The sequence below is a fragment of the Facilibium subflavum genome (assembly GCF_003574485.1).
GTDB classification, from domain to species: Bacteria; Pseudomonadota; Gammaproteobacteria; order Francisellales; family Francisellaceae; genus Facilibium; species Facilibium subflavum.
In genome coordinates this window covers 12,096-25,820 of sequence record NZ_QLIT01000096.1, presented here as the reverse complement: position 1 = coordinate 25,820, position 13,725 = coordinate 12,096, and the positions used below count along the sequence as shown (strand labels likewise).

15 protein-coding genes are annotated in these 13,725 nt (G+C 38.6%); 11 read left to right on the top strand and 4 right to left on the bottom strand.

Annotation, left to right across the window (positions count from 1 at the left end; genetic code table 11):
- Positions 1 to 98: 98 nt before the first annotated feature.
- The 8 genes from DNK84_RS06560 to DNK84_RS06525 all read left to right on the top strand — a co-directional run bounded on the left by DNK84_RS06560 (position 99) and on the right by DNK84_RS06525 (position 6,827).
- Positions 99 to 521 (top strand): DUF3301 domain-containing protein, encoded by a 423-nt coding sequence (locus DNK84_RS06560; RefSeq protein ID WP_162902275.1) that lies wholly within the window; start codon positions 99 to 101, stop codon positions 519 to 521.
- Complete coding sequence (locus DNK84_RS06555; RefSeq protein WP_119343750.1) at positions 521 to 1,234, top strand: glutathione S-transferase family protein; 714 nt, start codon at positions 521 to 523, stop codon at positions 1,232 to 1,234. The genes DNK84_RS06560 and DNK84_RS06555 overlap by 1 nt, the downstream gene beginning before the upstream one ends.
- Positions 1,231 to 2,067, top strand: coding sequence for a prephenate dehydratase (locus DNK84_RS06550; RefSeq protein ID WP_119343749.1), 837 nt, complete (start codon positions 1,231 to 1,233; stop codon positions 2,065 to 2,067). The genes DNK84_RS06555 and DNK84_RS06550 overlap by 4 nt, the downstream gene beginning before the upstream one ends.
- A gap of 88 nt (positions 2,068 to 2,155) precedes the next feature.
- Complete coding sequence (gene cgtA, locus DNK84_RS06545) at positions 2,156 to 3,172, top strand: Obg family GTPase CgtA (protein ID WP_119343748.1); 1,017 nt, start codon at positions 2,156 to 2,158, stop codon at positions 3,170 to 3,172.
- Between the two features lie 15 nt (positions 3,173 to 3,187).
- Complete coding sequence (locus DNK84_RS06540; protein ID WP_119343747.1) at positions 3,188 to 4,504, top strand: LysM peptidoglycan-binding domain-containing protein; 1,317 nt, start codon at positions 3,188 to 3,190, stop codon at positions 4,502 to 4,504.
- Between the two features lie 96 nt (positions 4,505 to 4,600).
- Entirely contained in the window at positions 4,601 to 5,275 is a 675-nt protein-coding gene (locus tag DNK84_RS06535) for a hypothetical protein (protein WP_162902274.1), read from the top strand.
- A gap of 219 nt (positions 5,276 to 5,494) precedes the next feature.
- Positions 5,495 to 6,535 (top strand): homocysteine S-methyltransferase family protein, encoded by a 1,041-nt coding sequence (locus DNK84_RS06530; RefSeq protein ID WP_119343745.1) that lies wholly within the window; start codon positions 5,495 to 5,497, stop codon positions 6,533 to 6,535.
- Between the two features lie 16 nt (positions 6,536 to 6,551).
- Positions 6,552 to 6,827 (top strand): DUF167 domain-containing protein, encoded by a 276-nt coding sequence (locus DNK84_RS06525; protein WP_208123268.1) that lies wholly within the window; start codon positions 6,552 to 6,554, stop codon positions 6,825 to 6,827.
- Between the two features lie 49 nt (positions 6,828 to 6,876).
- Here the strand turns inward: DNK84_RS06525 and DNK84_RS06520 are convergent, their stop codons facing one another.
- From DNK84_RS06520 to DNK84_RS06510, 3 genes are read right to left on the bottom strand one after another with little or no spacing between them, the layout of a single operon-like run.
- Positions 6,877 to 7,614: an HvfC family RiPP maturation protein gene (locus tag DNK84_RS06520; RefSeq protein ID WP_119343743.1), complete on the bottom strand. Its 738-nt coding sequence runs from the start codon at positions 7,612 to 7,614 to the stop codon at positions 6,877 to 6,879.
- Positions 7,615 to 8,448, bottom strand: coding sequence for an HvfB family MNIO-type RiPP peptide maturase (locus DNK84_RS06515; RefSeq protein ID WP_235826844.1), 834 nt, complete (start codon positions 8,446 to 8,448; stop codon positions 7,615 to 7,617).
- 8 nt (positions 8,449 to 8,456) lie between these two features.
- Positions 8,457 to 8,849, bottom strand: a complete 393-nt coding sequence (locus tag DNK84_RS06510) for a hypothetical protein (protein ID WP_119343741.1) — start codon at positions 8,847 to 8,849, stop codon at positions 8,457 to 8,459.
- A 319-nt stretch (positions 8,850 to 9,168) separates the two neighbouring features.
- On the opposite strand from DNK84_RS06510, the gene DNK84_RS06505 reads away from it, so the two are divergent.
- The 3 genes from DNK84_RS06505 to DNK84_RS06495 are packed head-to-tail and all read left to right on the top strand — an operon-like array spanning position 9,169 to position 12,213.
- Positions 9,169 to 10,167 carry an HlyD family secretion protein gene (locus tag DNK84_RS06505; protein ID WP_119343740.1) on the top strand — a complete coding sequence of 333 codons (999 nt, stop codon included), beginning with the start codon at positions 9,169 to 9,171 and terminating at the stop codon, positions 10,165 to 10,167.
- Entirely contained in the window at positions 10,160 to 11,080 is a 921-nt protein-coding gene (locus DNK84_RS06500) for an ABC transporter ATP-binding protein (protein ID WP_407920610.1), read from the top strand. The genes DNK84_RS06505 and DNK84_RS06500 overlap by 8 nt, the downstream gene beginning before the upstream one ends.
- Positions 11,077 to 12,213 carry an ABC transporter permease gene (locus DNK84_RS06495; RefSeq protein WP_119343738.1) on the top strand — a complete coding sequence of 379 codons (1,137 nt, stop codon included), beginning with the start codon at positions 11,077 to 11,079 and terminating at the stop codon, positions 12,211 to 12,213. Before DNK84_RS06500 ends, DNK84_RS06495 begins: the two co-directional genes overlap by 4 nt.
- Here DNK84_RS06495 and DNK84_RS06490 read toward each other — a convergent pair.
- Complete coding sequence (locus DNK84_RS06490; RefSeq protein ID WP_119343737.1) at positions 12,154 to 13,698, bottom strand: MFS transporter; 1,545 nt, start codon at positions 13,696 to 13,698, stop codon at positions 12,154 to 12,156. The genes DNK84_RS06495 and DNK84_RS06490 overlap by 60 nt on opposite strands.
- Positions 13,699 to 13,725: the final 27 nt, after the last annotated feature.

The following is a 13,725-nucleotide window of genomic DNA, read 5'->3' as shown; positions in this document are numbered from 1 at the left end:
AATAATCCTGTATTAATTTTCAAAATAGTCAGGTTAGCGCTTTTAAAGCAATGGCTTCGGAGTATAATGGAAAAATGCTAATTGATCAAAGTACAAGAATGAGTTTAAGTATAGCGCTTGTTATTATTATTGTGTTAATCATCATTATTTTAACATGGAAAAATATGATGCATGCACGTGAGATTGCAATTGCCAGAGCGGTTAAGATATGCAAACAGTGGGATGTATTGTTGCTGGATGATACGGTTTGTTTGACGAAAATAAAATTAATCAGAAGCCATGGTGCCGTTGGTGCTGTTTGCTTTTTCCGGGAGTACAGTTTTGATTACACGATTAATGGTGCTGATCGTTTTAAAGCCGTTTTACAATTTACAGGCAAGTGCTTTAATCGCGTGATTTCTGATGATAGTGCCGTTAGTCCTCTAGATGCTAATCATGTCACAGGACGCAAATCTCATAATAATGTTATTGAGTTAAATCATTTCAGGCAATCCAAAGATGATAAGAATAAGGATGATTGATGATTGATTTATACCAGTTTCCAGCTATGTATGGCTTGCCAAACGTCAGCCCCTTTTGTATGAAGCTTGAGAGTTATTTAAAAGCACAATCACTTACGTATCAAAAGCATGGAACGATTGATATGCGTAAATCGCCGACATCAAAGATGCCTTATGTTTATTATAATAATCGTTATTATTCAGATAGTGGCTTTATTATCACAATGCTTGAAAAAGACAGCCATACGCCCATGCAAAAAGCGCTTAGCGATATACAAAAAGCACAAACACAAGCCTTTGGCAGACTTTGTGAAGAGCATTTATACTGGGCGCTTGTTTATAGCCGCTGGGTAGATAACAATACAGGCAATACCTGGAAAAAAGATCTCTCATCACAAAGCAATATGCCTGGTTTTTTATTTAAGATGATTCTAAAAGTGATGACAAAAAATGTCATTAAACAACTAGATGGCCACGGGATAGGGCGCCATACAAGTGTACAAATTTATCAGTTGGCAGACCAGGATCTTAAGGCTTTATCTGATGCATTAGGTGATCAGGATTATTTTTTTAATAATGAGCCTACATTATTAGATCATACGGTATATGCCTTTACTGCTTCGATTTTTTATACCCCATGGCAAAACCCATTAAAACAAAATGCGCAAGGTTATCCAAATTTATATGCACATTGTCAGCGAATGCTGGCGCGTTTTTTTAAGGAGTATTTATGAGCCTTCATATTGCCTTTCAAGGCGAGCATGGTGCTTACTCAGAACAGGCGATTCAACGTTATTTTATAAATGAAAAAATAAACACACAACCTTGTTCTAGTTTTGAGCATGCTTTAAGTTATGTGAGTGAGCATAAAAGTGATTTGGTCATGTTGCCGGTTGAAAATTCAGTTGCCGGTAGTGTTATTAGTGCCTATGATGCATTATTAAAATATAACCTTTGTATCCATCAGGAAATTGTTTTAAAAGTACAACATTGTCTTCTTGCTAATAAGGGAGTCAAGCTTGAAGATATTTGTGAGGTGCGATCTCATGAGCAGGCTTTATCGCAGTGCCAAAAATCTATTCAGCAGCTATCTCTTGTGCCAAAACGTTTTAGTGATACCGCAGGTGCGGCGAAGTATATTGCTGAAAAAAAAGTAAATAATGAAGGTGCAATTGCCAGTGAGTTAGCGGCAAAAACCTATGGCTTAGATATTCTTCGTTATCACTTTGAAGATGAATCATTTAATTATACGCGCTTTTTTTTACTTGGCAGGCAAGCCTTGGAACTTGCATTTGACCCGGAGAAAAGATATAAAACATCCATTGTTTTTGCCACCCTTGATAAGCCAAATGCGCTTGTCCAGGTGTTATCATGTTTGTCAGATAATGGAATTAACATGACAAAAATTGAGTCAAGACCCTCTCGATCACGTGCATGGGAGTGCATTTTTTTTGTTGACTTTGAAGGACACGATAGTGAGGAACACATTCAAACAGCACTGTTGATGATTTTAAAGCGCACATCATTTTTAAAAAATTTAGGTTGTTATCAATCCACGTATGTATAGACGCTTTTTTCTGTACATTTAGATAAAATTATTCGATCATAGAGACCATAAAATATGATTTCAGCAGAAAAAATAAAAAAGGGTTGTTGTGAAGTTTGTAGATGAGGCCGTTATAACGGTTCAAGCCGGTAAAGGTGGCAATGGTTGTGTGAGTTTTCGCCGGGAAAAATATGTACCAAAAGGTGGGCCAGATGGTGGCGATGGTGGTCATGGTGGCAGTGTGTTTATTCAAGCAGATGAAAGTATTAATACATTGATTGACTATCGTTACCAACGTAATTACCAGGCAAAGAATGGTCAGCCAGGACAAGGGCGAAAGTGTGCCGGAAAAAATGGTGAAGATCTTTATTTAATTGTCCCTGTTGGAACGGTTGCCTATGATAATGTAACACACCAAAAAATGGGTGAGGTTTTACGCCATGGCGATGTGCTAAAACTTGCGCAAGGTGGTCGTCGAGGCATTGGGAATACGCATTTTAAAAGCAGCACGAATCAGGCACCAAGACAGTTTACCTATGGTGAGGAAGGGCAAATGTATGAGGTTCGGCTTGAGCTGAAACTCTTGGCAGATGTCGGGCTTTTAGGTTTACCTAATGCGGGTAAATCAACGCTTATCCGCAGTGTGTCAGCAGCAAAGCCAAAAGTGGCTGATTACCCATTTACGACGATGTATCCAAATTTAGGGGTGGTTCGTGTGGGATATAGTGATAGTTTTGTTATTGCAGATATTCCTGGTGTTATTGAAGGTGCTTCACATGGTGCAGGACTTGGTTTGAAGTTCTTGAAGCATTTAACACGAACAAAATGTATATTACATTTAATTGATATTGCGCCACCAGATGGCTCAGATCCGGTGGAAAACTATCATAAGGTTGAAGCTGAACTTAAGGCTTATAGTCAGGCGCTGTATAATAAACCGCGCTGGTTGGTGCTTAATAAAATAGATCAACTGGAAGAAGATGATGTTACTGCGAAATGCGAGCAGATTATCGATGACATTGGCTGGGATAAAAGCAAACCTTACTTTTTTATTTCAGCGCTTTCAAATTATAATACCCAGCAGATGGTTCAAAAAATAATGACGATGTTGAAAACAAAAGTTTAAACAAAGGGTAGTGTGATGAAAAAAAAGCTGTTATGGATTGTACCCATGGTGGGGTTGCTATCAAGCTGTGCTTCAATCAATCGTTTCTTTAATGCAAAACAAGCCCCTGCGCCTGTAAAAAGTATTCAAACGAATACGACGTATTATGTTGTTCAAGAAGGTGATACGCTTTATCATGTTTCACAACAATTTAATGTAACTGAGCGGACATTAATTCTTTGGAATCATTTACCGTCACCTTATTTACTCTCACCGGGTGATAAAATACGTGTTGCTCCCTTACCAGGCGAGAAAGTCTGGCGTGCAGGTGACAAGGTAACCGTGGAACCACAAGAGGTAAAACAGCCAGATAATATGTCATTGACAACTGAAAACACAGCTGATACTAAGACGGGCGAGCAAGATAATAGCATACCTGTGATTGATGAAAATGCAGCCCCAATATCTCATGTAACAGCCAATAAAAGTGTAGAAACGAAAAACCAAAAGCCGGTAGAGGCGTTGTCGCATGCGCAATATGATGATCTGCAAGGTGGTTCATCGACGCTGAGTAAGCAGGTTTATATCGTTCAAAGAGGTGACTCTTTAGGCTCAATTGCACAAAGATTTAACGTTTCAATGGCAGATTTGCAACAGTGGAATGATATCAAAGAACCCAGTTTGATTTATGTTGGTGAGAAAATTTATTTATATCCATCTGCTAACCAGAAAAAAACAACACACACAGCCTCAACACAGCGTGTGAAAAGCACGACAAAGCAACATACAGAAGAAATTAAAGCGCAAAATAAAGTACAGGCAAGCGAAATAACGCAAAAAACAGAAACAACAAAAGCAAATCTCGATAGTAAAGTAACTAATACGCATAAAACACCAGTCCAATCCGATACACATAAAATAAGCCCAACCAAGTCAGCTCAGCCGACATCAGTACAGACTGTTACAGCTTCAATACCTTCAGGTATGACAGTTGATAAAATTAGCTGGGCTTGGCCTTTAGCGGATAAAGGTCAGTTTGATAAACCAGATAAAGCCGAACAACTAGCCATTAATACAACACAAGGACAGGCGGTACTTGCTGCTGCAAAAGGTAAAATTCTTTATGCCGGTGTGGGCATGGGTGGTTATGGTAAGATGGTGATTATCGATCATGGCAATGGCTATATATCTGCCTATAACGATTTGAATCAACTTGATGTTAAAGAAGGTCAAGATGTTAATCAACACCAGTCAATTGGTCAGGTAGGCAAGTTTAATGGTCAATCAGCACTTGGTTTTGAAATCCGTCAAAATGGTCAGCTTAAAAATCTCGGTGATTTTTATCGGTTTTAAAGGTTCTGCTTTGGGTTTTCATGCTACTAAGGTAATGTAGCAAAGGTTTTTAAGGGGTCGGTCTTTCCAAAAAAATAGAAAACAGGGATTAAAAAAGTGTTAGTTTATATTTTTATCATTGCGCTATCATGGTTCTCGTTGAAGTTTCATTGGTTGATATATATTTTATTGACTTGCATGTTGGCTTTTATCGTACTAACAATTGTTATTTTGGCTAAAATGTTTAAAGCACTTAGGCAGGAGTTTTCTTGCCATTTTTCCAAAGCTAGCCTTTTAGCAAATATTAGTTTGGTAATTGTTGTGTGTTTCCCAGCTTTTTATATAGGCTATTACACGATCCCTTCTTTATTTGCTTTAAGCTATTTGTTTACTGTTAGCGTGGTTGAAAACTTGATCATTGTGTTCAAGAAAAATTCACAACAATCGCCTCACAATAAAAAATACTCTCAAATTGTTTTGGAATACGCTATGCCAGAGCTTCGCAAGTGCAGTACAGCCCAACAAGAAAAACTAACGTTAGATTTTTGCATTGCCATTTGGAATATGAGCATTTCGGGAGAATCAAAATCAGTTTGGAAAAAAGTTTACAAGCTGGCTAATAGAATTGATAGTGCCATGGATAAAAGGGAAGTTGAAAAATGGGTGAAAGCGTTAATATCAAGGAGAGCAAAAAGTTTTCATCGATATGCCTTTTATATTTCTTGGTATACTTTAACTTTTATTTCAAAAGACGAATATAGTTTAAAAGTACTCGTGGAAGACAAGAGTTAGACCTTTTAGTAGGGATATATAGACAATTTTGTTCATAAAAATGTTATTATTCCTTCTTCTATAAGTGTCGGATGTTTGTCTTTGGAAATCATACAAGAACTAATCCCCTTGCATTTAGCTTTATCATCAGTGTAAATTGTATTAGTGTTAATCAAAAAATTTATCTTGATTGACATGCCATCTTTTTATTGTGCTAATGGATAACCCAGGAGGTGAAAAATGAATTTGCTAGTTGATCGCTTAAATAAAGGTCCTTTAATCTGTGCTGAAGGCTTTTTATTCGAACTTGAACGCCGTGGCTATTTAACTGCCGGTGAGTTTGTTCCAGAGGTCGCACTTGAGCATCCAGAGATTTTAGAGAACTTGCATAAAGAGTTCCAGCATGCAGGGTCAGACATCGTTGAAGCGTTCACTTACAATGGTCATCGTGAGAAAATGCGCGTTATTGGCAAGGAACATTTACTTGAACCATTGAATCGCTCAGCACTTAAAATCGCCAAAAAAGTGGCTTTGGCAAAGCCAGGTAATTTGATGGCAGGCAATATTTCAAACTCTAATATTTGGGATCCAAATAATAAGCAAGCACAAGATGAAGTCAGACGAATGTTTAAAGAGATGGTAACCTGGGCGAAAGAAGAAAGTGCTGATATGATTATTGGTGAGACCTTTTATTATGCAGGGGAAGCCTTTGCTGCACTGGAAATTGCAAAAGAAACTGGTTTACCTGTAGTGATTACACTGGCACCGATGGCACAAAATAAGATGATGGATGGATTAGGGATAGTTGAGACTTGTGTTGAGTTGGAAAAACAAGGTGCAGATGTCGTTGGTTTGAACTGTTTTCGTGGCCCTGAGACAATGCTGCCATGGCTTTATAAAATCCGTGATGCGGTATCATGTCATATGGCGGCATTACCTGTACCTTATCGCACAACCCAAAATGAGCCAACGTTCTTTAATCTATCTGATGGGCACTGCACTTGCCCATCGCCACATGGCCGTACATTTCCAACAGCCCTTGATCCATTGTTATGTAACCGCTATGAGATTAGTGATTTTGCGAAAAAAGCCTATGATTTGGGGGTGAATTATTTGGGCGTTTGTTGTGGTGCCTCGCCGATGTTAATTAGACAGGTAGCTGAAAGTGTCGGTTTAACAGTCGAGGCCAGTCGATATTCTGAAAATATGAAAAACCATTTTATGTATGGTGAGAATGCGCGCTTACCAGAGCATATTAAAGCACTGGGTGAAACTGCATAAAAAAGTGAAACCATTTGTGGCGACAGAGAAAGAAGTAATTACCTTTAGTGTGCATATTAAGCCCAATTCAAAAACAAATCAGTTATTGGGTTACCATGGTGATGCGGTTAAAATCGCATTAAAAGCGGCACCTGTGGATGGTAAAGCCAATGAAGCGTTAATTGCGGCATTGGCTAAGTGGTTTGGGGTAACAAAAGCGCAGGTGAGCATAGTAAAAGGGAAAACTGCTCGTTCAAAACTTGTGAGAATTGAGTGCCCAAAGTGCGAATTAAAGGATTTGATTAAAATATAACGCAAACCTGTCGCTAGAAATAAGGTTTATGTATTGCCCATAAATCATTTTAAACTTTGATCAGTATATTCTTTTTAATCCATGACAAACAGAGGGATTGTGCGTTTTTTACGTAAGTGGCATCATAATTAATCTGTAGATTATCAGCAATGGTGTTAAGCGCCTGCTGCAAGGTTTGTGGTTGTTGTAATATCTCTGCAAGATAAGCACTAATAAGGTTTAGCTGTATAAATTGAACAGCAAATGATGCATCTTGATAAACAAGCAAAAAAACAGGTTGATCGCCTGGTTTTTCTGGCAAAAAATCAGGGGAGATTTGATGGACAGGGTATTGATAAACCCCAAGCTTAGCACTTGGTGCTAACGTTAATCTATCATTAAGTGTTAACGATGCAGTTTTTTGCTGTACATTTTGACTGATCTCAACGGCAAGCTCAAGCCATTCATAATGGATAAGCTCTTGTAAAAAGGGGTAGGCGAGCATCGAGTTTTCAACTCCAGTAATATACTCGACAAACTGTTTTGACAATTCACAGAAAAATGGGCTTTTGGCGGGATATTTGGCTAAAAATGATTTTATTAAATCATGCCATTGAGGTTGGGATAAAATGCTTATGGTTATTGGGAAAGTGCGGCGAATAACCCCTTCAATATTGTTATAAACAAGCTTTTGATAAAGTTGCATTCTTTCTTCTGTTACACCTTGGATAGGATGTTTTATACATTGCTTGCGGATGTTTTGCGTGAATTTATGTTGGGCTTGAAGAAGCGTTTTTGAAGAAGGCATTCAGGCATACTCGCTTATTTTTACTGTTTGTTGAATTCTGCTGATTTCTTGCAATTCATCAAATAGCGCTGTTAATGGCGGGATATTGAAATCACGCTCTAAGAGTGTCGGAAATAAGCCATGTCGCTGGTAGGTGTATTGCAAAAGCTGCCAGACATCATCAATCACTTTATCACCATGGGTGTCGATAATTAAATCATGTGATTGGCGTTTATGTCCTGCGATATGAATATAATGAATATGGCTACTTGGCAATTGATCAAGAAAATGCTTGGCATCATAATTGTGGTTGATGCTATTGACATAGACATTGTTAACATCAAGCAGTATCTGACATTTGGTTTCTGTAACAATGGCATTAATAAATTCAATCTCAGACATCTGCTGTTCAGGTGCAGCATAATAGGAGGCATTCTCAAGAATAAGCGGGCGCTCAAGAATGTCCTGTACCTGTTTTATGCGCTGGCTGACGTAGTCTACTGCCTCCTTGGTAAAAGGAATAGGTAGTAAATCGTATAAATATCCCTGTGCATCATTACAATAGCTTAAGTGTTCGCTATAAACGTCTATATGGTAGCGATCCATAAACTGTTTAATTTCTTGCACAAATGAAATATCGATTGGCATAGGCCCGCCAATTGACAGGCAAAGCCCGTGCAGGACAACAGGAAATACTTCTGTATATTGTTGCAGCAGCATCTGTCTTTTGCCGCCAACTTTTATCCAGTTCTCAGGCGCAATTTCAACAAAATCAACACCTGAGTTTTGTATCTCAAGAAGCGCATGGATAAATTCAGGGCGAAGCCCTAAGCCTTTATCCGTTTTATTTAACATGTTAAACATTAATCTGATGTATCGTCACTGCCTGCGCATACACCAGCGCCACACTTGCCAGCACCGCATTCCCCGGTGCCACACTTTCCACTGCCATCTTTTGCTTGTTGACTATCAGATGCTGATTTGTCCAGGTTGTTTTTATGGGTGTCTTTTGATTGATGGTCATTGTCTTGATCATCCATAGATTGTGCACCACAGCTGCCATTTGCGTCTTTAGCGCCACAGCTGCCATTGGCATCTTTAGCACCACATCGGCCACTGTCAGCTTTCATGGATGTGTGATCATTATTATAACCATTTTGCATATCCTGGCTTTGAAAGTTCGATTGATCAGCCATTGCGCTGACTGATAAACCAAGTGACAAAGCAGTTGCTAATACCAGTGATTTATTTTTCATTATTAATTCTCCTTGCTGTGTTGTGTTTTACTTACTTGTATGTGGTAACTTATTATGCCGTATGATCGCTTTTAAGGGAATCTGTGTAGCATATTGTTTGTATCAGCGAAACTTTTGATAAAAGAGATATACCTGGAAAACATATCGAATAATTGTCCTTGTTATATACATAATCAATAGTCCATAATTATAGATAAATCACAGTGTGCTTTTTATCATAGCAGGTGTGATGGATATATCCAGTGGTAATCGTTGTTAATGATGCATGAAGATGCTTTGTAATTTACAGGTGGTATAGCGTAAAAATAAGGAGATAAAGTTGGCCAAGGGATTTAAAAAAGTTTTTATCGGGATTGCCATACTTATTGTGTTATTGCTAGTTTGCGTGTTTTTCTGGTATCAAAACCGGACAAAAACAGTTGAGATTCCTGGCTATATTGAAGCAAACCTTAGTTATATTTCACCACAACGGGTTTCAGGAAGATTAATCGATCTTGTCGTGAGCAAGGGGCAAAAAGTCAAAAAAGGACAAACTTTATTTGTGATTGATCCAACTGCTTATAAGCTTCAATATGAAGCTTCTGTATTTCAAACAAAATCCAATCAGAGTAATTATGAGGATTTGCTAACAGGTAAACGCGAGCCTTATATTGAGCAGGTTCAGGCGCAGATTAAAAAAGAAAAAGCCAATTTGGTCTATTTAGAGAAACAATATCAACGTGCGGCAAAACTGTTACAAAGCAACGATATTTCACAACAGGAGTATGATTTATATGACAGTCAATATAAACAATCCAAGCAGCAGCTTTTAAACCTAGAGGCAAATTTAAAGGCGTATCAGTTGGCCGCGCGTGATAAACAGATTAATGCAGCCCTTGAGCGAGTAAAATCCGCACAAAAAAACGAGGAAAATGCAAAATGGATGCTCGAGCAAACAACGGTTACATCTCCTGTTGATGCGATGGTGTTTGATACCTTTTATTGGCCAGGTGAGCAAGTGCAGGAATTTCAACCCGTTGTCGCCTTATTGGTTCCTGACCAGATAAAGCTTGTTTTTTATGTTCCACAGCCGATACTTTCGCAATTCAAACTAGGAGATGTGATCTATTTCTCTGTTGATGGTGTTGATCATCCATATAAAGCAAAAATCGATTATATTTCACCTTCTGCAGAATATACACCTCCGGTGGTTTATAGTAAATCCACGCGTCGTGATTTAAGCTTTAAAATTGAGGCAATACCCACAAATCAAAGCCAAAACAATTGGCACCCAGGACAACCTGTGAGCGTTTATTTATCTGGAGATCATGGTGAGTGAATTTGTAATTAATGTAAAAGGATTAACCAAAAGCTTCTATGATAAAAAAGTCGTCAATGGGGTTGATCTTCAGGTAAATAAAGGGGATATCTATGGCTTTTTAGGGCCAAATGGTTCAGGGAAAACAACGACGATTCGAATGATCTGTGGATTACTGCCGATTGATGCAGGTCAAGGGTCTTGCCTTGGATATGATATTATGACTGAGGCCTGGAAAATTAAACAAAAAGTCGGCTATATGACACAGAAATTTAGCCTTTATGGTGATTTATCGGTGGAGGAAAATCTGCGTTTTTTTGCCAGGCTTTTTGGGGTCAAAAACCCTAAACAAAAAGCATTGGAAATGATTGATCAGTTAGAAATGGGCCAGGCGCGAAAAAGTCAATTAGCCGGGACCTTATCAGGTGGTTGGAAGCAACGTTTGGCATTGGGGGTTGCTACCATTCATGACCCGCAATTGCTTTTGTTGGATGAGCCGACTGCCGGTGTTGATCCTAAAGCAAGGCGTGATTTTTGGGATGAGATATTTCATCTGGCCTCAAAAGGTGTGACAACGTTGGTAAGTACGCATTATATGGATGAGGCTGAGCGTTGCAGTAAGCTTGCTTATATTGCTTATGGTAACTTGTTAGCCAAGGGAAGCTGTCAAGAGATTATTGATAAGGCAGGTATTCAAACCTGGCAGGTACGTGGACGCCAATTATCAAAACTCTCTGAAGCATTATTGGATGATCCAAAGATTACACAAATCTCATCTTTTGGTTTGGATCTTCATGTCAGTGCTTTGATAAAAGATGATATACAAGCGGTTGTTGCGCGTTTTCAATCAGGCTATGAGTGGAAGAAAATAAATCCATCACTAGAGGATGTATTTATTCATTTGATGCAACAAAATCAGGATAATTTTGCATGAATCGCTATTTTAGTATTTCTCGCTATATCTCAATTGTCATCAAGGAATTTCTTCATATGATGCGCGATCGTTTAACCATTGGTATGGTTATAGGCATTCCACTGATTCAGTTGATTTTATTTGGCTTTGCGATTAATACCAATCCAAAGCACTTACCTACCGTATTAATAAACCAGGATAACTCGCCAGAAATAAGAACCCTTATCAGCGCCGTGCAGAATACCAGATACTTTGATATTCAATACAAAGACATATCTTTATCGCAGGCAAATCAATTGATGAAACAGTCAAAGGTGCAGTTTATTATTCAGATTCCAGCTGATTTTACAAGAAGAATGATTAAAAATCAGCACCCAAGTATTTTGTTAACGACAGATGGTACCGACCCCTCTGCAGCAGGTGGTGCAATTGAGGCTTTAAACTATCTCTCTTTACATGTATTTACGCGTTATTTTCAAGGCCATGGCCTTTTTTACCTGCAAACAAAACCCGCGGCATTTAATGTGATCGTTCACAATAAATATAATCCTGAAAAAGTGACACAATACAATATTGTCCCAGGTTTAGCAGGGGTTATTCTTACAATGACACTTGTCATGGTCACAGGGCTTGCCATTACACGTGAATATGAGCAAGGCACCATGGAGTCATTACTGGCAACACCTTTACGACCCTTAGAGGTAATCTTAGGGAAAATCACGCCTTATATTCTTGTGGGCTATACGCAGTTATTATTGATTTTATTGGCGGCATTCTGGCTTTTCAATGTGCCAATTTATGGCAGTATCGTTTTATTGATGCTGATGACTTTACCCTTTATTATTGCAAACTTGCTGGTTGGGATTACCTTTTCAACGATTGCCAAGACCCAGCTTCAGGCCATGCAGATGACATTTTTCTTTTTCTTGCCATCAATCCTATTATCAGGATTTATGTTTCCATTTTATGGCATGCCAAACTGGGCGCAGGTCATCGGTAATTTTTTACCCTTAACCCACTATTTACGTATTATTCGTGGGATTGTGTTAAAGGGCAATGATTTTATGATTCTATGGTCAAGTATCTGGCCGATTTTATTGTTTGGTTTGATTATTGGGGTTGTCTGTATTAAGCGCTATCGGCAGACGCTTTGATTTTTCCTTATGGCAATAGTAATAGATAAAGATTGCCGATAAAGGCATGATAAGGCCAATAGCTGCAGCGCTAATCAAAAGCCAGCCAAGTTGTGTGTAATCAGCATGTACTAAAATATCACCATTAATATCATTTATTTGTCGGGTAACGATAAAGATTTTGTTTAAATATTTGCTTATTAAGGTGCCAGCGGTTAGGGCAATATTCATAAAACTTGCCATCAAAGCAAACCAGGTCGCAGCATTTCCCTTTGGTGCATAACGGGCAATAAGTGCTAACATCGGGATCATTGCAAGCTGTGCAAAGGGTGAAGATACCGCACTGTCAATAATTGCAATTGTCTGTGCACCAAAGCCAAAATGTTCAAGTGTCCACTCATGTAAACCATAGTATAAACCAATAAGTGGCATCTCTAAGATAAACCCGATTACCGTAATCCAAAACAATACAACCCATATTGGCTTTTCAGTAATAATACGCGCAAAAAACCACATACCAAGAATTGCCATAAAGGCACCAATTTGTGCAAGATTACCAAAAAAAGCTTTGTTAAAGCCAAGGATATCAATCATAAACCATTGTGCTGCAGGCCCTGCTGCAGGTGCGGCACGAAAAAGGAAAATTAATAAAGCGGCCGCGATCATCGTCACCAGTAGATCGCGTGGCAATTCTTTGATAATAACATGTAATAAATAGATAATGATAATCAGTGAGATGAGAAAAATAATTTCCTGGGCGAATGGGACTTGCATCAAGCCAATACTTGTCGCGATTCCTGCATAGATAATGCCCCCAAAGAAAATCGTTTTATTGATCGGTTTTATTGGGACTTTATTTAATCGAACAAATAAACAGCCAGTAACACTGATTGCTGGAATAATAAGGGTTAATAGAAAAAGGTTTTGATAGCTTAATACCTCGGCAAGCCAGCCACCTAGCCCTGCAACCAAAAACATACCAAGTGTTAATGATAATCGCCCAAGCAATTGTACCATACCAAGATCTTGATTGATTTGTTCTTGTGTTTTGCCTTTTTTGTTCACCACTTCGACACTCATAGCATCAGCCACAACATCTTGTAAGACAACGCCTAAAACGGTGAATAAAGATGAAACAAAAAATAAAGCGTTATCACTGCCAAGGCCTATAACAATGGGCCAGCGTCCGGCTAAGCCTGCCATTAATAAGGAACCTGTTATCATGAAAAGCGCTGCCAGGTAAACATAAGCCTTTCGCTGTGAGCCAAACAAAGGAAGGCTGTCGACAAATTGGCCAAACACCATTTTAATATTCCAAGGTAGGCTTAACCAGACACCAATCATTAATAAACTTTCAGCTGACAGGTTTAAATGTTCTTTCACAAAGAAACTCTCACCAATTCCAGAGAAGATGCTACAGCCATAGGCAAAATAAATCATTAATAAGGGGATGTAGCGTTTTCGCATTGCTTTAATTGGCTGGATAAAGCGCTCAAGCTTGATCAAGTTAATCTTCCACTGATTTGTCCTAAT